Source organism: Paenibacillus sp. FSL H3-0469 (assembly GCF_038051945.1).
Taxonomy (GTDB): Bacteria; Bacillota; Bacilli; order Paenibacillales; family Paenibacillaceae; genus Paenibacillus_AQ.
Genome location: NZ_CP150302.1, coordinates 843,642 through 865,838 on the forward strand (window position 1 = coordinate 843,642; position 22,197 = coordinate 865,838).

Annotated in this window: 17 protein-coding genes and 1 pseudogene; 16 read left to right on the top strand and 2 right to left on the bottom strand. The window is 49.4% G+C overall.

Going from position 1 to position 22,197, the window contains the following annotated elements; genetic code table 11:
- The first annotated feature begins 17 nt into the window (after positions 1–17).
- Genes NSS83_RS03505 through NSS83_RS03520 form a run of 4 tightly spaced genes read left to right on the top strand, consistent with a single transcriptional unit; the run spans position 18 to position 4,632 of the window.
- Positions 18–2,216: a M1 family metallopeptidase gene (locus tag NSS83_RS03505; RefSeq protein ID WP_341347680.1), complete on the top strand. Its 2,199-nt coding sequence runs from the start codon at positions 18–20 to the stop codon at positions 2,214–2,216.
- Positions 2,217–2,252: 36 nt separating this feature from the next.
- On the top strand, positions 2,253–2,999 hold the full coding sequence (locus NSS83_RS03510; RefSeq protein ID WP_341347681.1) for a response regulator transcription factor: 747 nt from the start codon (positions 2,253–2,255) through the stop codon (positions 2,997–2,999).
- On the top strand, positions 2,996–4,411 hold the full coding sequence (locus tag NSS83_RS03515; RefSeq protein WP_341347682.1) for a HAMP domain-containing sensor histidine kinase: 1,416 nt from the start codon (positions 2,996–2,998) through the stop codon (positions 4,409–4,411). Before NSS83_RS03510 ends, NSS83_RS03515 begins: the two co-directional genes overlap by 4 nt.
- A 59-nt stretch (positions 4,412–4,470) precedes the next feature.
- Positions 4,471–4,632: a hypothetical protein gene (locus tag NSS83_RS03520; RefSeq protein ID WP_341347683.1), complete on the top strand. Its 162-nt coding sequence runs from the start codon at positions 4,471–4,473 to the stop codon at positions 4,630–4,632.
- Between the two features lie 312 nt (positions 4,633–4,944).
- Here NSS83_RS03520 and tnpB read toward each other — a convergent pair.
- A pseudogene (tnpB, locus tag NSS83_RS03525) lies at positions 4,945–6,017 on the bottom strand (IS200/IS605 family element RNA-guided endonuclease TnpB).
- A 6-nt stretch (positions 6,018–6,023) separates the two neighbouring features.
- Positions 6,024–6,425 carry an IS200/IS605 family transposase gene (gene tnpA, locus NSS83_RS03530; RefSeq protein WP_341346249.1) on the bottom strand — a complete coding sequence of 134 codons (402 nt, stop codon included), beginning with the start codon at positions 6,423–6,425 and terminating at the stop codon, positions 6,024–6,026.
- Positions 6,426–6,587: 162 nt separating this feature from the next.
- On the opposite strand from tnpA, the gene NSS83_RS03535 reads away from it, so the two are divergent.
- From NSS83_RS03535 to NSS83_RS03590, 12 genes are all read left to right on the top strand, one after another.
- The gene (locus NSS83_RS03535) at positions 6,588–7,025 is read left to right on the top strand and encodes a hypothetical protein (protein ID WP_341347684.1); all 438 of its coding nucleotides are present in this window, start codon (positions 6,588–6,590) and stop codon (positions 7,023–7,025) included.
- 142 nt (positions 7,026–7,167) lie between these two features.
- A complete protein-coding gene (locus NSS83_RS03540; RefSeq protein WP_341347685.1) occupies positions 7,168–7,635 on the top strand; it encodes a DinB family protein in 468 nt (155 codons plus the stop codon).
- Positions 7,636–7,847: 212 nt separating this feature from the next.
- A complete protein-coding gene (locus NSS83_RS03545; protein WP_341347686.1) occupies positions 7,848–10,160 on the top strand; it encodes a helix-turn-helix domain-containing protein in 2,313 nt (770 codons plus the stop codon).
- 157 nt (positions 10,161–10,317) lie between these two features.
- Complete coding sequence (locus NSS83_RS03550) at positions 10,318–11,952, top strand: extracellular solute-binding protein (RefSeq protein ID WP_341185714.1); 1,635 nt, start codon at positions 10,318–10,320, stop codon at positions 11,950–11,952.
- 41 nt (positions 11,953–11,993) lie between these two features.
- Complete coding sequence (locus NSS83_RS03555) at positions 11,994–12,884, top strand: ABC transporter permease subunit (protein WP_341347687.1); 891 nt, start codon at positions 11,994–11,996, stop codon at positions 12,882–12,884.
- Positions 12,885–12,899: 15 nt separating this feature from the next.
- The gene (locus NSS83_RS03560; protein ID WP_341185712.1) at positions 12,900–13,799 is read left to right on the top strand and encodes a carbohydrate ABC transporter permease; all 900 of its coding nucleotides are present in this window, start codon (positions 12,900–12,902) and stop codon (positions 13,797–13,799) included.
- A gap of 39 nt (positions 13,800–13,838) precedes the next feature.
- On the top strand, positions 13,839–15,677 hold the full coding sequence (locus NSS83_RS03565; protein WP_341185711.1) for a hypothetical protein: 1,839 nt from the start codon (positions 13,839–13,841) through the stop codon (positions 15,675–15,677).
- Positions 15,678–16,000: 323 nt separating this feature from the next.
- Complete coding sequence (locus tag NSS83_RS03570) at positions 16,001–16,666, top strand: GntR family transcriptional regulator (RefSeq protein ID WP_341347688.1); 666 nt, start codon at positions 16,001–16,003, stop codon at positions 16,664–16,666.
- A gap of 20 nt (positions 16,667–16,686) precedes the next feature.
- Entirely contained in the window at positions 16,687–18,375 is a 1,689-nt protein-coding gene (gene ilvD / locus NSS83_RS03575; protein WP_341347689.1) for a dihydroxy-acid dehydratase, read from the top strand.
- 511 nt (positions 18,376–18,886) lie between these two features.
- On the top strand, positions 18,887–19,741 hold the full coding sequence (locus tag NSS83_RS03580) for an ABC transporter permease subunit (RefSeq protein WP_341186800.1): 855 nt from the start codon (positions 18,887–18,889) through the stop codon (positions 19,739–19,741).
- Positions 19,742–19,754: 13 nt separating this feature from the next.
- A complete protein-coding gene (locus tag NSS83_RS03585; protein ID WP_341185708.1) occupies positions 19,755–20,636 on the top strand; it encodes a carbohydrate ABC transporter permease in 882 nt (293 codons plus the stop codon).
- Positions 20,637–20,674: 38 nt separating this feature from the next.
- Entirely contained in the window at positions 20,675–22,168 is a 1,494-nt protein-coding gene (locus NSS83_RS03590; protein ID WP_341347690.1) for an extracellular solute-binding protein, read from the top strand.
- Positions 22,169–22,197 lie beyond the last annotated feature (29 nt).

A 22,197-nucleotide genomic window follows, 5' to 3' on the forward strand; every position in this document is an offset into this window, starting at 1 on the left:
ACCGGGGAGAGAATCCAATGTATCCAAAAATAATTAGATCTGTATTTCAGAAAACGCTGGTTTACTCGCTGGCGGTTGCACTGGCTGCCTGTCCGGCGGGCGGAGCGGTCCAGGCGTCTGCACAACCTGCTGCCGCATTAACGGAAAGTGCCGCAAGGGCGCAAGCGCAGGCCCAGGTCCAGTACCGGATCAATGCAAGGCTGGATGAGAAGAATATGCGTATTCAAGGTAGCGAGACGGTCACTTACAGGAACGATTCCCCTGATACGCTGGGGGAGCTGGTCTTCCATACGTATGCCGACGCCAACCGGTCCAAGGCCACGCAAAACTCGATGTTTGAGCAGGATAACGAAGAGATCGGCAAGGATAACCCGCAGAAGAAGCCGGAAGACTTTCTTGGCGGCATCGACATCCGGAGTATTACAGCGGAAGGGCAAGCCTTGTCCTTTACGAACAGCCATCAGGCGTTGAGGGTGAGCTTGCAGCAGGCGCTTAAGCCAGGGGAGACGCTTACGCTCGATGTGAACTTTGAAGTAAAGATCCCTTACGGCATGCAGCGCCTGTCCTATTACAAAGACATCATCAACGGCGCACATTGGTTCCCTGTCATGTCGGTGTACGACGGTGAGCAGCATGCGTGGAACACGAAGCCGTACAGCACGTCCTTCGAGAGCGATTATTACGATTCATCGGATTTCGAGGTGCATTTTAACGTGCCGGAAGCCTATCAAGTACTGATGCCGGGCCACTTAACGACAGAAGCCGATCTGAAGGAAACGGGCCGTAAAGTGATAACCGCCGTAGCCGGGAATACGAGAGAGCTTGTCTTTTTTGCCAGCCCGAATTATAAGGTGGAGCGCGTCACACGCGGCGGTCTGAGTGTAGAATACTATTATTTCGACAACATGCCGGATAAGAGCAAAATCGTTAATCAGTATATAGATACGGCGTTTAAGGCCATTTCCTTTTTCAGTGAAAAGTACGGGAACTACCCTTACCCTGAATTCCGGATTGCTGAGTCTTATGTCGAAGGGGTGGCGGTCGAATTCTCGCGGGTCATTCAAATGGGACTCATCCGGCAGAACAGTGATCCGGCACATGATTATGTATTCGTGCATGAAATCGCCCACCAATGGTTTCATGCCCTAATCGGCAACAATTCCGAGACGGAATCGTTTCTGGATGAAGGATTTGCCGATTTTTCAATGGTATATTTCGCGGAAAAGCAAGGGGATGCTATCAACGGGTTCAAATCGATCCAAATGGATGATTTAACATCAATAGACAAGCCTATCGCCGCAACCAATACGGAAGTGGAGGACTTGGCGAATCCGACGTTCTACGGCAAAGGACGCCAGGCCCTCTACCAGCTCTACCGCATGGCGGGTGAGGACAAATTCGATTTGTTCATGCAGGAATATTTCAAGCGGTTCGAATATAAAAATGCGACGATTCAGGGGCTTCTTCAGACCATTCAGGATACGCTCGGTGCTGAGATGCGAAAGGAAATGGACAAGATTCTGCATGATCCGCATTATGTTCTGAAGCCGGAATATCAATTGTCCGGGGCGGAGATTGCTGCGATCCGGCATGAGCAGTTCAAAGAGCTATACCAGTTCTCCCTGGCCCAAGTCCCTGATCTTCCGGCGGAAACGATGAGCCGCATTGAGCACAAGGCCCTGCAAGGAGAACCGCTCACCATTGTGTTAAGCGAGCCGCTAGGTGCTCTGGCTAACAAACAGCAGCAGACCTTATTAGCGCAGCTGGAGGGATCGCTAAGGATTATGAGCATCCCATACGAGGTCATTTCCAACCGGCAGATGCTCAAGCGTAAGCTGAAAAAGGAGCTTGGCTCCAGCAACCTCATCGCCATTGGCAATGCCAAAGCGAACGGACTGATTCTGGCGCTTAAGCCCGGCATTATCCAGAAATCGAAGGCCATCGGCTTCGACTGGAAAACTAAGATGAACCTAAAAGCAGCTTCGGGCGCATACGTCATTAAGCATCCGTACAATCAGAACCGACTGCTGCTGCATTTATTCTGGACTGGTGACGCCTTGAGCCGCGATGCGTTTGAGCCCTATGCAAAGCAAATGCTTACTGCATCCAATTTCAGCAGTGATTTCTACCAGTACTACATGTTGGATCGGGCAGGCCGCATCGTTTCAGACCAAAAGACCGGCAACCCGCTGGCGAAGGTTTTCGGCGAAGAATAACCCCAGCCCCTCTGGTCAATAAGGCTATTTCAATATATGGTTATACTCATAGAAAGGGGGCTGAACCCATTGGCGCCAAGTCAGAACATATTGATCGTGGATGACGAGGAGGATATCGTCAGGCTGCTGCAAACCGTGCTGGCCAAGGAAGGCTTCGAGCATGTCTACGCAGGCTTCACCGCCCAAGAAGGCTGGAGGCTGTTTCAGGACATGCAGCCCGACCTCGTCATTTTGGATATCATGCTTCCAGACGGCGAGGGCTATGACGTATGCCGGAGAATTCGCAGTGTTTCAAACGTGCCGATATTCTTTTTGTCGGCCAAAACCGAGGAAATTGATAAAATACTCGGTTTTGCCATAGGCGGTGACGATTATATTACCAAACCGTTCAGCCCGAAGGAAGTGGCTTACCGGATCAAAGCCCGTTTCCGGAGAACGGAGACTGATTTATATGAGAAGAAAACAGAACACCTGCTGAAAGCCGGCCCGTTCGAGCTTGACGAGGATAGACTGGAGCTAAAGAAAAACGGTAAAATGATTGAACTCAAACCCAAAGAGCTGGGTCTTATCAGTTATTTACTGAAGTACCCCAACCGGATCATCAGCAAGGAAAGCCTGTATGACCAGGTGTGGGGGGAAGACTCCTTTGGTTATGACAACACTGTCATGGTGCATATCCGGCGGCTTAGGGAGAAGATCGAGGACAACCCCTCAAGCCCGCAATATCTGGTGACCGTAAAGGGGCTTGGCTATAAGCTTGCCGTGGAGGAGGCGGGACGGTGAAATGGCGGCTGACCGGCAGATATCTGGCTTCCGTCGTGCTTATTGTTATCCTCGTCACGTTCATCAATGCTCTGATGATCATCGGGTTATTCATATACCAGAATTCTGCGACCAACAATCCGATCCGTGAACAAGACAATTCTGCCGAGGCCCTGACCCGCTCGTTTGAACAGCAAATTGTGTTATCCGCATCGGGAATGGATATCACCGCACAGGGGAAGGATGTGCTTGAACGCAATCTGGCCTGGCTTCAGGTGCTGGACGATAACGGCAATCAGGTCTATGGCTTTCATGTGCCGCCGGAGGCCAAGACCAAATATACACCGATGGATATCGTCCAAACCTATAAGTATATGGAAAAGGAGCTGATGTCGACTGTATTTGTCGGAGAGAAGCAAGACAACGGGAAGCGTTACAGCTATTTGATCGGCTTCCAGAACCTTGATCTGGAACGGACTATCCTTACCTATGATACCCGTAAGGTCCGATGGCTCCTTCAGATCGGATTCCTCACCGTGATTGGGGTCGACGGTATCATTGCACTTTGCATCGCTTATCTGTTCAGCAAAAGGTTAACACGGCCGCTTGCCGTGCTCGTTGACGGGATCAAACAACTGGCCCATAAGAACTACCAGGTACACTACGTAACGAAGGACATTTTCAAGGATGTGTTCCACAATGTCAACAGGCTGGCTGAAGAGCTGCGGGCTAGCGATTTGGAACGCAAACGGCTGGACCTGATGAAAGAGGAGTGGATCGCCAACATTTCGCATGATATCAAAACGCCGCTCGCTTCGATTCAAGGCTATGCGGAAATGATGCGGGACAAGGATTATGATTTTACAGCCGATGAAATGAGGGATTACGCGGAAATTATTGAACGGAAGTCACTGTATGTAAAGGATGTAATTGAAGATCTGAACCTGTCAACCCGTCTGAGAAATAAGGGGATTACGCTTAATCTAATGACGGTAAACATGGTCAGCCTCGTCCGGAGTGCTGTCATAGACATGCTGAACGATGCCCGTTACGGCAACCGGAACATCCATTTTCAGTACAGCGATGAAGTTATCCTCAAGAAGGTTGACGACATCCTGATACGACGTGCGGTCACCAACTTAATTTATAACGCGGTAGTGCATAACGCTGAGGATGTTTTTATTCATGTAAACGTTGAAAAGATAGGCGGCGATGCGGTCCGGATCGTTGTAGAGGATCATGGAAAAGGAATCCCGGAGGAGGAGCTGGAACGTATTTTTGACCGGTATTTCCGTGGAACCCATACGGGGGAGCTGCATAAAGGCTCAGGCCTCGGGCTGGCTATCGCCAATGATATTGTGCAGGCCCATAATGGAGAAATACAGGTTAAGAGCGAGCTTCAGAGCGGAACAAGCATCGAAATCTTGCTCTAAAGAAATTCAAGGCCTACACCGAGAACATCAATGCGCGATCAGGATGGAGGGGCGAAAACATGCCTGAAGTTACGTTTTACCTGGAAGATCCTGTATCGCTTTCACAAGTTGGGCGAGCGATTGATCTAGATGATCTAGTCGCTCTCCTATGGTTTGTAATACATAATAAGGAAGCGGGCAACGCCGTGATAAATGGCGTTGCCCGCTTTTTTATGCATTAAAGCAGCGTATATCTTATAGATGAGGAAGAGTGAGTAAGCCTCATACAGGAAGTGCAACGGAAGCAAATATCTACTTGCGAGGCGCATCTGTAAATCCGCTTGTTAATTTTGCTCCTGATATTGATTGGGAATACAATGTAATGGAGATCAACGTAAATGCAACAGCTTAGGCATCATAAAATAAAGCTATCTGAAATACCCTTAAGTGTGAACTACCATCCACCTAAGAGGTGGTGGCTTCTTGGTCAATGAAGCTACTGCTCCAAGTTTACCCAAGCTCAAAGGCTAGTCCCTAGCCCAATCATTGCAATATCACATGGCTAGTTTCAGTAGGTTTTGAGCAGCATTTACATCCCGATCATGATGCGCGTTACATTCTGGACAAGTCCACTCTCGCAAGGCGAGATTCTTCACCTCTGCGTTCTTATAACCGCAACAGGAGCAAAGCTGACTGCTTGCATAGTGCTTTGGGGCAATAATTAGTTCTCTGCCATACCATTGAGCCTTATATTCAAGCATCGAACGGAACATACTCCAAGATACCTCACTAATCGCTTTTGCAAGTTTGTGATTCTGCATCATATTCTTTACACGTAAGTCTTCCATCACGATAACTTGGTTTTCGTTTATCATTTTGGCAGACGTTTTATGCAAGAAGTCTTTACGCTGATTCGCTATTTTTTCATGGTGCTTGGCAACTTTCAGCCTAGCCTTATGACGGTTATGGCTTCCCTTCTTCTTCCGCGATACATCCTTTTGCAGCTTCGCTAATCGCTTTTCAGACGTACGCAAGTATTTAGGATTGGATATGATTTCGCCATTTGAAGTAATAGCAAAGTCTTTCAGCCCAAGATCAACGCCAATCTTCGTATGCATGTTGGGCAACTGGACGATATCCGTTTCAACCAATACGGAAGCATAATACTTTCCCGTTGGTGTTTTTGAAATCGTGCATGATTTGATCAGCTCCACGAATGGGCGGTGCAGCTTGATTTTGATACCCGTTTTTAGCTTTGGAATCTTGAGATATCCATCCTCTATAGCCACTGTTCCCTTTTGGTTATTCGTTGTGAAGCTATGATTATTCGTCTTCTTGCTCTTGAATTTAGGAAGTCCCGTTTTCTTATCCCGAAAAAATTCTTATACGCCTTGTCTAAATTTAGTTGTGTATTCGCTAAGGCAAGGCTATCGACTTCTTTCAGCCAGTCGAATTCCTTTTTGTATTGTGCGGGTGTATTCCTCAGCATCGTTTCCGTTTGCTTGTAATGTTCAATTTTATCTGCAAGCATTCTGTTGTAGATGAAGCGAACGCATCCGAACACTTTAGCGAAGTAGTGTTGTTGCCCATGGCTTGGATAGATACGGTATTTGTAGGCTTTCAGCAATGGCGATCACCCTCTCACACCTTGGTTTTCGATGTATTTTTGAATAACGTCTATTGGCGCTCCACCCGTTGTAAGCAAGCAATAGGAGCGTGACCAAAAAGCCTCTTTCCAAAGTGATTTTCGGAGGGTAGGAAACTCCTTTTTGATCAGCCTAGATGATGCACTCTTATAAGCGTTGAGAAATTTAGAAATGTCGGTATTAGGATGAGTTTTCATTAGAATATGAACGTGATCCCTGTCATGATTCCATTCCTGCAAAGTCACATTGTAAGTAGGCTGAATGTATGCAAATATCTCTTTCAGACGTTCGGATATTGGATCTGTAATGACTTTCCTACGATACTTGATGACTAGAATAAGGTGGAAGTGAAGAGAGAACACTGAATGGTTATTTGAGTCTAATTCCATTAATTTCACTGACCTTTCCAAGATACGACTGAATACTTTGATTATAGCATCTTAGGCGGTTAGAATCCATGTAGATTAGACCGTTCCCATTCATCCCCCACTTAAAGAAGATGGGAGAATTCTGTCAACTGAGGGTTAAATACACTTTAAAGGAGAATAGTCATGCGGATTAAAACACTGATTGTAGGATTATTATATGGTTTCTGTGCCAGCATAGTTATTGGTTTCCTTATAGCTATTTTCGGAAACGGTATTGCAGGAGGAGCAGGAAGTGATGGCTGGTCATGGTTTTTCTTGACATTATGTGTTCCATTATCCTTGTCTTTTGCGATATCCGGTTTTCACTTCCACCGTATCCAATTTAAAGGTGTCAAATTTATGGTGTTATGCATGATCATCGCTCTTATAAACGTGTTAATTATGGGTACAGCAGGGGCCATTATTGTTAGTGGTGAAACCAGAGGGTATGAGACCGTAAACATTGAAGGTTATTTGCAATGGGGGCCTGTTTATGCAGTTCTTTTCCTCCCATTATCTACTCCCTTGGTAGCAGGACTTTTACTTGGATTCCGAAAATCATTGAATGCGATACAACGTTGACCGTTTTTTTAGTCCATAATATTGAACTGCTTATTCTCAAGCAATGTCCTTGACGTAATGAAATATAATAGTTATTATAGATATCTAAAGTCTTTGTTCGGAAGGTTCGTTGTATGAGTAGACTCAAAAGGAGAGAGAGAAGATGGATGTATTCAAAGGTCAGTATGAAATGATCCAACGCACAAGGGAATCATTATTTCGTTATTGCGAAACGATGTCCCCCGCAGATTATGTTAAAGAAATAGAAACCTTTGGCGAAGTTTCCATTAGCAGTCTGCATGCTCATGTAGCGGATTGTTATCGGGTATGGTTAGGGATTCGTGCTCTTGGTAAATCACTTCCCAAAATAAACCCGGAATCCGTTGACAGTGTACAGAAAATGCGTGAGATTTTTAAGAACGCGGATGAGCTGGTTTATGAATTTCTAAATGACTTTAAAATCAAATGGGACCCCACCAAACCAGCACCCTGGCATAGTGACAGTGTAGAGTTAACCGAATTATGGTTATTTACGCATACCATCACCCACGAATTTCATCATAGAGGCCAAATTGTCAAAATGGGCAGGCAGCTCGGGTATATCCCGCCGAAAATGAACCTCGCTAAATGAACAACCAGAGCCGCTAATATAGCGGGTCTCGTATTATTGGGTCAGCCAGAGATTTCTGGTTGGCCTATTTTTATAACTGTCTCACTATAGTGGTAACCGGGAGAACGAGGCTGGCTTATCGTACTCTATGACAGAGCATACAAGAAATTGGAGGTTTAATTTTGAGACATTCTCCTATACCTTTATTGTAAGCGATTGCAAGGAGGCGCATCATGATAACCCAGTTCATAAAGAAACATACGTCCTGGCTGATTTTCGGCAAACGCTTCATGAAATACGGTCTGATATTGGCCATTCTCATGCTAATGATCATTCCGCTGTATTTCAAATCCTATACGCTTGCCAAGCAGCTGACACTGGATAAAAGCGAATCCAAGCTGCTGGACGGCGTGGAATCGTTAGAGCAGCAGGTGCTGCGGGCCCAAACCATTACCAGCCTGCTGCTCCAGGAGGAATCGTTCATGCATTTGTTTTTTCTACAAGGTGTTCCGTCCAGCGGATACTACATGGATATCAAAGTGTTACAGGCCAAATTAAAAACCCTGGCGCTGACCCAGGATATGTATTCCAATGTATATATCCGCTTCAAGGACAATCCGGTATTTATCTCCAACTATATTTCATCGGACGACTATGAAGATGTGTATGCCCGGTACTACCGTTACGGAAACCTCTCGGCGGAAGAGTGGCAGGATCGGCTGTTCGGCGAAAACTACACCATGAAGCTGTTTCCGGCCAAGGAGGTATTCTCTTCTTACTACAGCCGTAAGCCGTTCGACGGCATTACGGCCGTCATTAACAATTCCTATTTCAATGCCATTGAGCAAAAAAGCGTCCTGGCCATCGACATGGACCGTGAGGATCTTGTGGGCAAACTGCTGTATGCGGATCAGACGGATGATCATTTCGTCTACATTGCAGACAAGGAAGGCCGTATTTTACTGTCCCATAATTACGAAACCGGTGATCCGCTGGAAACGGCGGAGACGCTTGGCGAAATTGAGATTTCGGGCAGCAAGTATATCTTGCTTACGCGTTCAAGCGAACGGCTGGGACTTCAGGTCGTAGTCGGCATCCCGGCGGAAGCCTTCGCGGATAATGTTAATTCCTTGCTCGAACTTGTAGTACTCTACGTCCTAGCGGGTATGGCACTTACCATGCTTCTGGCATTCCTTTTTTCGATGAGGGAGACGAACTCCTTGAAGAAGCTGGTAGAGACGGCGGCAAGGTCGACCCAACAGAGCTTTACGCTCCGCAACGAATTCGAGTACCTTGACAATGCCTTTACTGAGATTCATACGCGGAGCGAACAGCAGCAAGGGCGGATCGAGGCATTGAACGATTCCATTAAATATTCCATTGCCAAGCATATGCTAATTCTGGGTGCCTTTACAGAACGGGAAAAGGAAGAAACGGAAAGCTATTTCGGCTCCGCATTCGAGCGGTTTGGTGTGGTGAAGGCCATATACAAGGTGGACGGCCCCCATGCAGGACTGAAAGCCGTGCAGCAAAATATCGGACTGCAGTTGGAGGAACGGTTTAACGCCGTCATGCGCCATCGTCCGCTTGCACTCAATTTTCATACCAACGAGACGGTTTTTATCCTGTTTTTCGATCCGGAGGAAAATGCGGTAGGGCGTTCGGAGATCAAAGTCCGGCTGTCGGAGCTGATCCGGTCGCTCAATGCCGAAACGTCACTGGCGATGACGGTAAGTATCGGCGTCAGCGAAATCATGTCCGGTCCGGAGCAGGCCAAGGCGGCTTATCAGCAAGCGAAATACGCGCTAGGTGTCAACGAGAACGAGGTAGCCAGCGGGGTGTATCTGTTTGAGCTTCCTTCTGTTGATTCCGATATTCGTCCTTCTTTCGACAATGCCTTGCTGCTGAAGCTGCACGATGCCCTGATCGCCGGCGAGACAAGCCTGGTATCGCAAATATTGGATGATTGTCTTGGACTTCTGGCCGACTACTCCCTAACGGAGCAGGAGCAGCTGCAGATCTTTTTCTCCGTCCGGCAGACGGTGTTCAGCGCCCATAAGGTGATCGGCGGAGACAAGAGTGGTTCGGGTGAACAAACACTGACGATTCCGGCTTACGACCAGTCGCAGGATATGATCCGGCTGGCTGACCGCCTGCGGAGGACCGCGTTCGATTTATGCGACATCGTGATAGGCAACAAGAAGAGCAACAACAACAGGCTGAAAACCGACATTTTAAATTATATCGGGGCGCATTATGGAGATGCTAGCCTTTCTGCCGGCAGTATCGCCAGTGAGCTGCTTATTTCCGAAAAATATGTCTTTTCCTTTGTTAAGGAGCAGACCGGTAAAAGCCTGGGCAAATATATTGAAGAAATTCGGCTGCTGAACGCGGAGCAACTGCTTTTAACCACTGATTATTCCAACAACCGGATTTGGAAGCTGTGCGGCTTTGGCAGCGAAAATACATTCTACCGGGCTTTCTCTAAAAAGCACGGTGTAACGCCAACCGTATGGCGGGAGAACCAGTCCAGTCTTACCGACTGACAATGAGGGGAGAATTGCCAGCCCCTCTGATCTTACCCGGTGACAGCGTATAGGAGAAGTAACGGTTTTCACGGTGGAGGCTGCGGGAATACAATCGACCTGTAAGCGATTACAAAAACATTGTGGATCACGCGATCACAAAAGGGAGGAATACCGTTTGACTCAACAGATCAGTAAAGAAAGGAAGGCGCTGTCGGCAGGCTTGCTAGTTCTTCCTATGCTGGGAGCGCTGCTCTCGGCTTGCTCGCAAGGCAATCAACAAGCGAACGAGAGCGGAGAGGGAGGACGCCCCGTCATTACGGTTGCCGTTCAGGCTAATCCGAATGTAGAGGACTATGAAACGAACCATTATACGAAGCTAGTCGAAGATGCGATGAACGTCGATCTGAAATTTCTGGAGCTGCCCAGCCAAGCGGAAGAAGCGTTGACCAAACTTTCGCTGATGGTCTCCTCAGGAGCGGAGCTTCCGGATGTCGTCAACATTTATTTAAATGAATCGACGGTGTTCGATTATGCTGCCAAAGGCGTGTTCGTTCCCCAGGACGATTATTTGAATGATCCGGAGCTTGCTGTCAATTTCAACAAAATACCGGAAAAAGAATTCGTTCGCAGCTCCATGAAGCTGCCTGACGGCAAGGTGTACGCACTGCCTAGATACTCCCCTCAAAAATGGAATGAAGGCTCCAACCGTGCCTGGATCAACAGTGAATGGCTGGAGAAATTGAATCTGGACATGCCGAAAACGACAGATGACCTGTACAACGTCTTGAAAGCGTTTGTAGAGCAGGACCCGAATGGAAACGGCAAGAAGGACGAGGTCGGTTTTGTAGGCTCGCTGAACGGCTGGTCGCAGAACCCGCGCATCTATTTGATGAATGCCTTTATTTACGCTGATCCGGGCAAGAGCTACATGAATGTGAAAGATGGCCGGATCTTCCCGGCTTTCACTCAGCCGGAATGGAAGGAAGGGCTGGAGTTTATGAACAAGCTGGTTAAAGACGGCCTGTTCTCGCCCTTGTCCTTCACCCAGGATGAAACCCAGATGAAGGCGCTTATCAACGTGCCGGGCGGCATGGCTGGCGTGGTTACGGCCGGCAGCTACAGTACATTCGGTCCGGAGCTGAACAACACAATGACGCTGCTGCCCCCGGTCAAAGGTCCTTCCGGCCTGAGCGCGACTCCGTACAGTCCGTCCCTGCCAACCCAGCTGTGGTTCATCACGAAGGACGCGAAGGATCCGGAGCTTGCCTTCAAAGTCGGTGATTATATGCTTAACCCTGAGCTGTCTATCGTCAGCCGTTACGGCGAGAAGGGCGTCGACTGGAGCGATGATCCAGCCGTTGTCGCCGAGTATGTCGGCCCGTTTGAAGACTTGGAGGGAGTACCTGCAGCCATTGCTGAGCTGAATCCGTCCATTTGGAACAACCCGCAAAATAAACACTGGAACGATGCCAATCCCGCTTACCGTTCACTGGAACTGGGGAAAACGGTATCCAATCTCAAGAAGGACGCGGACGATGTACTGCCCAACTGGAGACCTGCATTTGAAGAAGGGTATGTACCGGCTTTCCCGGAAGAAGTCATCGTCAAGCTGAGCTATCTGCCGGAAGAGTTGAAGCAAATTGCCAACAGCAAAACGGCGATCGACAACTACGTGAACGAAAGCGCCGTTGCCTTCATCACTGGCAACCGTCCGCTGTCCCAGTGGGACGATTATATTGCCGAACTGAATAAAATGGGCCTTGAGCAGTATTTGGAAGTCACTCAAGCCGCCTATGACCGGTCGAAGTAGCCATGCGGGGATCCGTACTTAATTGGCTGAAAAAAGAAGTTTTGCCGAGCTGGCAGCTGTACCTGTTTCTCATTCCGGCCACCGTGTACATCATCATTTTTGCTTATGTGCCGATGGCAGGTGTTCAGATTGCCTTTAAAAACTTCAATTTCAATCTTGGAATCTGGGGCAGTGAATGGATCGGATTGGACAATTTCAGGCGGTTCTTCGATTCCTATCAGTTTACAACCCTGATTTGGAACACCATTAGCCTGTCCGTCTATAGTTTGCTGATTTCCTTTCCTTTGCCGATTCTGTTTGCCCTGGTACTTAATTCGTTTACGGGGCTGAAGTTTAAAAAAATCGTACAATCCGTTTCGTATATGCCGCATTTTATCTCAACGGTTGTCATCGTCGGCATGCTGGTTCAGCTGTTCAATCCGCGTACAGGTGCTTTTGGAGCGCTGTATACGTACTTTAGCGGTGAATTACTGGCGGACGCTTTCGCCAATCCGGGCGCTTTCCAGCACTTGTATGTCTGGTCCGGCATATGGCAGGGCATCGGCTGGAGCAGCATCATTTACATCGCCGCCTTGTCTTCCGTTGACGAGCATTTGCACGAGGCCGCTCAAATCGACGGGGCTTCGCGCCTGCAGCGGGTGCGGCATATCGATTTTCCGTCCATTTTACCTACGGCTACCATCATGCTGATCCTTGCGGTCGGCAATATCATGGAAGTTGGATTCGAGAAGGTGTTCCTCATGCAGAATGAATTGAATATTTCGAAAAGCGAAGTTATCTCCACTTATGTATATAAGGTAGGGTTGACTATCGGTTCAGGCGATTTCTCTTTTGCGACTGCGATTGGGTTGTTCAATTCACTCATCAACTTTGTATTGTTGATTATGGTGAACTACGCCGCCAAGAAATTCAGCAATACCAGCCTGTGGTAAGGAGGGAGACCGGCAATGAGCCAGACCAAATTTTCAACGCATCCGACTTCGGATAAAGTGTACTACATCATTTCCGGCTTTATTTTAACTTTTATTCTAATCGCTGTGTCCTATCCGCTTATTTACGTGCTTTCGGCCTCATTCTCTTCCGGCAATGCCGTATCGTCCGGCCAGGTTCTGCTGTGGCCTGTGGATTTCAGTCTGGAAGGTTATGAAGCTGTATTCAAAAACAAAGATATCGTCAGAGCTTACGGCAACACGTTTCTGTATACCATTCTGGGAACGCTGGTGAATGTCAGTGTCGTTATGACCTGCGCCTACGCGCTTTCCAGACCGGGGCTGAAGGGCAGAGGCGGCTTTATGTTTCTGTTCACGTTCACGATGTTTTTCAGCGGCGGCCTGATTCCGTTCTATATATTAATGAAAGACCTCCATCTGATCAACACCATGTGGGCGATGGTACTTCCGGGTGCGTTATCCGTGTACAACATGATTATAGCGAGAACCTTTATCCAGTCTTCCATACCGGGAGAATTGATCGAAGCAACCAGCATAGACGGCTGCAGCGATGCGCGCTTTTTCTTCTCTTTCGTCCTGCCGCTGTCCAAAGCCGTCATCGCGGTCATCACGCTGTTCTCGGCGGTGGGCCACTGGAACGCCTATTTCAATGCTTTGATGTATCTGAATGACCGCTCGCTGTACCCGCTGCAAATTATTTTGCGGGAAATTCTGATCATGAACCAGGTGGATGTGAGCATGATTATGGACCCTGAACTGCAGGTGGCCAAAGCTCAGGCGGCGGCCGTGCTGAAGTACTCCCTGATTGTCGTGGCGACGGTCCCCATTCTATGCGTGTACCCGTTCATTCAGAAATATTTTGTCAAAGGGGTAATGATCGGTTCGCTGAAGGGCTAGGTCTCCCAAAGAAACAGGCAAGGAGTTGAGCCACAGGAAATGAGTCCATTACGAGATTTGCAGCCGCTGTCCGGCGCCGATCTGTATGCATATATCGACGCGATGGAGCGGCCGGCGGCTTTCGAACCAACCGGTTTCTCCAAGGATATCTATCTTGATCTGATGGAAGGGTCGATTCAGGAATACGGGCTGGAGCAGGCAGACAAGAGCTGGGGAACGGACCCGCAGGGGCGTCCTGAAGATCTTCAGACCTATTGCCGCGTGGTCTCTGTTGTGGCAGGGTTGATGGCGGGCGGACGCAAGCTTGAGCTTTTTCCGCTATGGGAGAGCATGATGGACACGGGCTGCCGGGAACTGCCGCGAACGACAGGCAATCAGATGGCCGATTTCAGTACCAAGGAGCTGCTGCTGGCCTATAAGGCGATGAAGCCGCATGTTTCCGCAGAACAATCCGTAAGATGGAAAAATGAATTGGCCCACATTGAGCCTGCGGTCAATTATGTGTATACACTGGCTTCCGTATCCAGACCTGAACAGCTGCACAATATCAATATTTACAACATGGCCGGCGAGTATTTACGCGAAACGGAGGGGATGACAAGCGCCGCCGGTTATTTGGCCGAGCACTGGCCGGTGCAGCTGCGGAAATTCGACGGGAACGGGATGTATATGGACCCGGGCTGTCCGCTGTTGTACGATCTGGCGGCCCGCTGCCACATCCAGCTGATCTTGGTGGCCGGGTACCGTGGAGCGTTTCATGAAGAACTGAACCGCAAGCTGGCGGCCGGCGGAATGATGACCTTGTTCATGCAATCCGCCGCCGGTCAGTTTCCCTACGGAGGGCGCAGCAGCCAGTTCCAGTTCAATGAAGCGCTGGCGGCAGCGTGCGCGGAATTTGAAGCCGCCCGGTATCGGCGGCTGGGCAGGCACAAGCTGGCCGGCGCTTTCAAACGAAGCGCCAGACTGTCGGCGCAGGCTATCTTGCGCTTCGTCCGTGATAGCACGCCGCCGCGCCATGTCAAAAATCACTACGGCATCCGTTCCGGTTACGGGACGGAATCCTACGGATATTATGACAAGTATATGATTACGCTAGGCAGCTTCGCTTACATGGCCTATCTGTCCGCGGAGGATGATATTGCCGAAGAGCCTTGTCCTGCCGAGTGCGGGGGATATGTGCTGGCGACCTCGGAGCATTTCCACAAAGTGTTTGCCTCTGCCGGAGGCCAATCCGTGCAATTGGATACTGCCGCTGATCACCATTACGACTCCACGGGACTGGGAAGATATCACCGTCAGAGTGTTCCCACGGAACTGGCATTGTCCAGTCCGCTGTGTGCCGCGCCTGAATACCGGCTGCCCGGAGGGGTCAGGTCCCTGAACGTTGCGATTGGTCCGGGCTGGGAGCGGCAGGACGGGACAGTAGTATATCTGGCAGATTTGAGCGGCGGGCTGGAGCATGAACTTCAGGTCATCCGGCAAAACAGCGGCCGTGTGGAGTTCAGGATCACTTATCGCGGTCAGGGTCTGCCGGAAGACGGACGGGTGACGGAACGATACGCTTTGTCGGAGGATGGCTTGGAGATTGTTTCCGAGCTTGCTGTGCAGGATGCGGGACCTATTCTTTACCGGGTGCCCCTGTTCTGCAGTAATGGACAGGAATCGAGCGTGATAACGGCGGAGCGGCATGCCGTAAATGTCGCGCTGGGCCCCTTCCGCTATACCGTTGGCGCAACCGGCTGCTCCTTCGGGATAGAGGAAGAACACTACGGAAACCGGAACGGGGAATACCGTCTGGCAGTGATCCGGTCGCCCGGCCCATCCCTGAGTCTTCGGCTTAAATTATGGACGGAAGATAATAGAAAGATATTGGATTAATAGTATTGACTTAGAGTGCGCTTAAACTCTTATACTGGTCACGGTGCAAAAAAGTGGGAGCGAAACCGGTAGTGCCGAAAAGCGAAAAAATGGAAGGCTTAGGCCGCCAAGCGATTGAACTAACCATTCAGCAGGCTGCTTAGATGACGGGGTTAAGCGTACATACCCTTCGTTATTACGAACCAGTTCATCCAGGATTAGTCTCCTGGAGTTCATACATTACCTTTATCAAAACAACTCTTTATGAGTTGTTTTTTTCTTGCTTTAAATATATGTATGCGATATATTGCATATAAGGAAATTGAGAAGTGAGGAAGATAACTATGCCAGTACCTAAAAATTTTGTCTCACCTGCACGGATGTCTGCGAAAGAAAGAGCCTTCTCCCAGATTCAACGATGGATTATCGACGGTACACTGCAGCCCGGGGAAAAACTGCTTGACGCCGAATTGGCTGAGTCGCTTGGTGTAAGCCGCACACCGATCCGGGAAGCCTTTCAGCTACTCGAAGCACAAGGGCTCGTATCTACTCATCCTGGTAAAGAAACCAGAGTACAGGAGATTGAGAAGGATGACATCTTCAAGATGTATTCAACGATGGCGGCTCTTCAGGCTTTAGCGGCTGAAACTACCGCAAAAATTATTATTCCAGAACAAATTGAGCAACTGCGGGCACTTAATTTAGAATTTGCCAGTGCCATTAATAGCGGTCAGCCTTACCAGGCCATGGAGGCGGATGAACAGTTCCACAATCTGATTGTGGAGCTGTCTGATAATCCCTATATCGCTTCATTCAGCGCATCCCTTCAGATTCATATCCGGCGCTTTAAATACGTGTTCTTAGAGCGGCCGATTACGGAGACACAGGCTTCAGTCGATGAGCATGGTTTAATTATTGCAGCGTTCGAGAAGAATGATTCTGATCGTGCTCAGGCAATGATGAGGCAAAATTTCATCCGTCCGATGCAGGAACTGCACGGATTACTTTAAGCAGACAGGAGCGGAGACAAATGGTGAACGGAAAAGATCTGCGTATTAACAGCAAGGTAATCAGCGAGGGTGTCAACCGGGTGCCGAACAGAGCGATGCTGCGTGCTGTTGGTTTTACAGATGAGGATTTCAAAAAACCGATGATTGGCGTAGCCAGCACCTGGAGTGAGGTCACCCCGTGCAATATGCATATCAATGAATTGGCTGTTCAAGCCAAACAAGGGGTGCGTAACCATGGTGGTGCTCCGCTTATTTTTAATACGATTACAGTCTCTGACGGTATTTCAATGGGGCATGGGGGCATGCTGTTCTCACTGCCAAGCAGGGAAGCCATCGCGGATTCTATCGAGATTGTAACAGGAGCTGAGCGCTTTGACGGCCTGGTGGCCATCGGTGGCTGCGACAAGAACACGCCTGCCTGTCTGATGGCGATCGGGCGGTTGAATGTCCCTTCCGTGTACGTATACGGCGGAACGATTCTGCCCGGAAAGCTCGACGGTAAAGACGTCGATATTGTAACGGCCTTCGAAGCGGTAGGCCAATATCATGAGGGGAAAATAACCGATGAACAGCTCCATAAGGTAGAGTGCAGCGTTTGTCCGGGTCCAGGCTCTTGCGGCGGCATGTACACCGCCAACACAATGGCCGCGGCGGCAGAAGCCATGGGCATGAGCCTTCCCGGTTCGTCCTCTACGCCGGCCGTTTCGCCTGATAAAGCGGCAGAATGTGCGGCGGCGGGCAAACAAGTCATAGCGCTGCTGGAGCAGGAGATTTACCCGAAAGACATCATGACCAAAAAAGCGTTTGAGAACGCCATTACGGTCGTTATGGCTTTGGGAGGTTCAACCAATGCGTTCCTGCATTTGCTCGCTATTGCGCATTCGGCAGGCGTAGATTTAACCCTGGATGATTTTGAGCGGATTCGCCTGCGTGTTCCCCATTTGGCAGATCTGAAGCCAAGCGGCCAATATGTAATGCAGGATTTGAACGAAATTGGCGGTATTCCCGGCGTGATGAAGCTATTACTCGCTGAGGGACTTCTTCATGGTGATTGCCTGACAGTCACAGGTAAAACCTTGGCAGAGAATCTGGCGGAAGCAGCTCCGCTTAGAGACGATCAGAAGATTATCCGTCCATTGAAGCAGCCGCTGAAGCCAAATGGACCATTAGTTGTACTTAGAGGTAACCTTGCCCCTGAAGGCGCCGTAGCCAAAATGTCAGGCATGAAGAAGCTCCGGTTTGACGGGCCGGCCAAGGTGTATGACAGTGAGGAGGCCGCAACGGAAGCGATTTTAAGAAATGAAATCCACAAAGGCGATGTACTGGTTATCCGTTATTGTGGTCCAAAGGGCGGTCCAGGCATGCCGGAGATGCTGTCTGTTACTGCATTAATTGTAGGTAAGGGTCTTGGCGGGGAAGTGGCCCTAATTACGGATGGAAGGTTCTCAGGTGGCTCGCATGGATTCGTAGTCGGACATGTCTCACCTGAAGCGCAGGTAGGTGGACCGATCGCGCTACTGAGAAGCGGAGACCTCATCACTATCGACAGCGAAACGCAGCAGATTAACTTTAACGTGACAGAAGAGGAGCTGAGTGCCAGGGCTCAAGCATGGGTACAGCCTCCGCTAAAAGTTAATTCAGGCGTGCTGGTCAAGTATGCAAGATTAGTCTCCTCTGCATCTAAAGGGGCGGTGACTGACCAAGCATAGATAGCGATCAGGCGGGAGAGATGAGCTTGATATAGTTCATCTCAAATCCGAAAGAAAAGGTGCTGCACTCTTTACTTAGAGGACAGCACCTTTTCAACTTAACAAGCGCTTAAAGCTTTCTCAATTCCTGCTGAGTATCGTCTGGATCGAACCGCTGCAGCAGGATCGTTGTGCACACCGTTAACTAATAGCTCACATATCCCAACCCGAACATGAATTCGGGTTGTTTTTTGCGTGAAGTTGATGAGTTTGGGTGTGGAATATGGTTGTTCCCGGCCAAGTGGTCAAGAAATTCACCTAAAAGGTCATGCAAATGCCCTTAAAGCAAATGCCAAACGGCAGGTACAATGAGGATGTCACACGGATAAGAGATTATGACTAAGGGTAAAGGAGGTATCCTATGGATTCAGATTTGGCAGCGGCGGATCGGCAGCCCGAGAACCATCCCCTTCGTACGGTCAAGCCGGCGCGGTTTCAGGCCCTGAAAAAGTACTGGGATTTATACCTGATTATGCTGCCGGGGCTCGCGTATTTTATCATTTTCAAGTATGTGCCAATGGGAGGCATCATCGTTGCCTTTCAGGATTTTAGCGCCTTTGCCGGCATCCGCGGCAGCGAATGGGTGGGACTTACGCATTTTAAAAATATGTTTACGGACAGCGAGTTTTACACGGTATTCAAAAATACGCTGCTGATCAGTTTATACAAGCTGATCTGGGGATTTCCGGGTCCAATCATCCTGGCCTTGATGTTGAATGAAGTCCGGCACATGCTGTATAAGCGCGGGGTCCAGACGCTTGTCTATTTACCGCATTTTCTGTCCTGGGTCATCATCGGAGGTATCCTGGTCAACGTGCTGTCCCCGGCAACGGGCATCGTCAATCAGCTTCTGGGCATGATCGGTTTGGAGCCGATCTTCTTCCTGGGCAGTCAGGAATGGTTCAGAACGGTGCTTGTGGTCAGCGATATCTGGAAGGAAGCGGGATGGGGGGCCATCATCTATCTGGCTGCGCTGGCATCGATCGATCCACAAATCTACGAGGCCGCTGTCGTAGACGGCGCGAGCAAGTGGAAGCAGTTGATCCACGTCACCCTGCCATCGCTCATCGGGACCATCGTGATCCTGTTCGTATTGCGCTTGGGAAGCGTTCTGGATGTCGGCTTCGAACAGATCTTTGTGCTCTACAATCCGCTGGTATACAATGTGGCCGATGTTATCGAGACTTATGTATACCGGACCGGAATCACGCAGGGTCAATTCAGCTTTACTACCGCTGTCGGGTTGTTCAAATCGGTCATCAGTCTGATATTGGTCGTCCTCGCCAACAAAGCCGCCAGAAAGCTTGGCCAGGACAGCTTATGGTAGAGGGGGTGAATCTATGAGACTTACTAGGGGGGAACATCTGGCATCGAGGCTTAATTACCTGGCCCTAGGCTTCATTGCACTGCTTGCGCTTCTCCCGTTCCTGCATATCGTGGCCCAGTCTTTCAGCAGCCATCAGGCGATAACCTCCGGCAGGGTGACGTTATGGCCGGTGGATTTCAGTTTCGAAGCGTATGTTAAGGTACTGCGCGAACAGGCTTTTTTGAATGCCTTCAAGGTCAGTTTACTGCGCACGGTCATCGGCACGATGTTGAATGTGGTGATCACTTGTATGCTGGCTTATCCGCTGTCCAAGGCTTATATTAAAGGACGATCAGCCATCATGTTCCTGATTGTGTTCACGATGCTGTTTAACGGGGGCATGATTCCAACCTTTCTGGTCGTGAAAGCGACCGGGCTGCTGAATTCCTTCTGGGTCTATATCATTCCTGGAGCGGTTAGCGCGTTCAATGTTATTATTATGAAAAATTTCTTTCAAGGCGTGCCGCCTGAATTGGAGGAATCCGCCAAGATTGACGGCTCCTCCAATATCGGAACGCTCATCCGGATCGTCGTTCCGTTATCCATGCCGGTCATTGCCACGATTACCTTGTTCCATGCGGTCGGACATTGGAACGCCTTCTTTGACACCGTCCTGTATGTGACGGACCGGAATCTTTTCCCGTTGCAGGTGTATTTGCGTGAGCTGATCATGTTCAATCAATCGAACATCAGCAATAACAACGGGTACTCCGCCAATATCGACAGCACCCTGCTGGCCTTGGAGTCCTTAAAGGCTGCGGCGCTGATTGCCAGCACGGTTCCGATCCTGATCGTGTATCCGTTTCTGCAGAAGCATTTTGTCAAAGGGATTATGCTTGGATCCGTAAAAGGCTAGAACGGCATGTAACATGAAAAAAGAGAGGGGATTGTGATATGAAAGTTTCAATCTTCGTAAAAAGATCCGTATCCATTCTGGTGGTGACTTCCATGCTGCTGGTGTCCGCGTGTTCATCCGGCACGAAGGAGGAAGGAGCCGAAGGGAAGGAAAAACGCCAGGCCATTGATATCGTATTAAGCAATGCCGGACGGAAGTTCCCGCCGGGCATGGACGAGAACAATAATCCTTATATTGATTACATCCGTGAGAACACGGGCCTGGACATCAAGCTGATCACGCCTCCTGCGGACGGTTACGGGGATGCCCTGAACGTGATTATGGCCTCCGATGATCTGCCCGATATGCTCCTGTCCTATGATGCCAATTGGTTCGAAAGCTATGTCCGGCAGAAGGCCCTTACCCCTCTGAATAATTTAATCGACGAATACGGACCGAATTTGAAGAAAAGTATCCCGGAGGAAGCCTGGAAGGTTGTCACTGTGGACGGAAAGATCTATGCGATTCCCGGCCTGAACCCGATCCCGGGCAATGAAATCATGTTTGCACGCAAGGATTGGCTGGACCGTCTGGGGCTCAAACCGCCGACAACGCTGGAAGAATACAAACAGGTGATTCGCGCTTTTGCGCAGGATGATCCGGACGGAAACGGCAAAAACGATACGTTTGGTCTGATCCTGCAGGAAAACCTCGGCAGAGTAGCTCCGTTTATCGGGGCATGGGGAATCCAGCGGGGCCAATGGACTGAACGGGACGGGCAATTGGTGAATTCCAGCACACTGCCGGAAATGAAGGAAGCACTAAGCTATCTTGCCGGTCTCTATAAGGAAAAGCTGATTGATCCCGAGTGGGCTTTAAATAAGATGGCCAATGTTGACGAGAAAGTCGCCAGCGGCAAAGTGGGTCTGTTCTCCGGGAACTGGTATGATACCCGCGGCCCGATCCTGACCAACCAGAAAAATGATCCCAATGCCGAGTGGATTACCCTCGAATATCCAACCGGACCTGACGGGAAGCAGGGAACCTGGGGCAATAGCTATGTTTCCGGATTTAATGTGATTCCGGTTACGAGCAAACATCCGGAGGCTGTCATTAAGATGCTTGATTTCATGATCGGAGACGGATACCGCACACTCATGCTCGGATTTGAGGGCGAGGTATGGAATATGGAGGACGGGAAGGTGGTTACGAACTTTGATGAGCACAACAAGCATATTTACCGGCTAACGCTCGGCGAAGCGATTGTACCGTTCAATTCTGAAGTATCCAGAGAACGTCTGGACTCGCTCGGTATGGAGTTTAAGCTGAATGAGATTGTCGACAAGATTAACAAGGTTGCCATCCGTAATCAATATCTGGGCGTACCGACGCCTGGAATGGGTAAATACGGGCCTAAGCTGTCCAAAATGGAGGTCGAAGCCTTCACGAAAATCATCATCGGCCAGCAGCCGGTAGACAGTTTTGATCAATTTGTTGAAGACTGGAAGAAAAACGGCGGCGAAGAAATGACGAAGGAAGTCAACGGGCAATAAACAGGACGGATAACGGGGTCTAAGCTATA

What these genes read in the sequence shown, in the direction of transcription:
- NSS83_RS03505 (WP_341347680.1), top strand. Translation starts at nt 18, where the DNA reads ATGTATCCAAAAATAATTAGATCTGTATTTCAGAAAACGCTGGTTTAC.
- NSS83_RS03510 (WP_341347681.1), top strand. Translation starts at nt 2,253, where the DNA reads ATGGTTATACTCATAGAAAGGGGGCTGAACCCATTGGCGCCAAGTCAG.
- NSS83_RS03520 (WP_341347683.1), top strand. Translation starts at nt 4,471, where the DNA reads ATGCCTGAAGTTACGTTTTACCTGGAAGATCCTGTATCGCTTTCACAA.
- tnpA (WP_341346249.1), bottom strand. Translation starts at nt 6,425, where the DNA reads ATGGAATTAGACTCAAATAACCATTCAGTGTTCTCTCTTCACTTCCAC.
- NSS83_RS03535 (WP_341347684.1), top strand. Translation starts at nt 6,588, where the DNA reads ATGCGGATTAAAACACTGATTGTAGGATTATTATATGGTTTCTGTGCC.
- NSS83_RS03540 (WP_341347685.1), top strand. Translation starts at nt 7,168, where the DNA reads ATGGATGTATTCAAAGGTCAGTATGAAATGATCCAACGCACAAGGGAA.
- NSS83_RS03545 (WP_341347686.1), top strand. Translation starts at nt 7,848, where the DNA reads ATGATAACCCAGTTCATAAAGAAACATACGTCCTGGCTGATTTTCGGC.
- NSS83_RS03560 (WP_341185712.1), top strand. Translation starts at nt 12,900, where the DNA reads ATGAGCCAGACCAAATTTTCAACGCATCCGACTTCGGATAAAGTGTAC.
- NSS83_RS03565 (WP_341185711.1), top strand. Translation starts at nt 13,839, where the DNA reads ATGAGTCCATTACGAGATTTGCAGCCGCTGTCCGGCGCCGATCTGTAT.
- NSS83_RS03570 (WP_341347688.1), top strand. Translation starts at nt 16,001, where the DNA reads ATGCCAGTACCTAAAAATTTTGTCTCACCTGCACGGATGTCTGCGAAA.
- ilvD (WP_341347689.1), top strand. Translation starts at nt 16,687, where the DNA reads ATGGTGAACGGAAAAGATCTGCGTATTAACAGCAAGGTAATCAGCGAG.
- NSS83_RS03580 (WP_341186800.1), top strand. Translation starts at nt 18,887, where the DNA reads ATGCTGCCGGGGCTCGCGTATTTTATCATTTTCAAGTATGTGCCAATG.
- NSS83_RS03585 (WP_341185708.1), top strand. Translation starts at nt 19,755, where the DNA reads ATGAGACTTACTAGGGGGGAACATCTGGCATCGAGGCTTAATTACCTG.
- NSS83_RS03590 (WP_341347690.1), top strand. Translation starts at nt 20,675, where the DNA reads ATGAAAGTTTCAATCTTCGTAAAAAGATCCGTATCCATTCTGGTGGTG.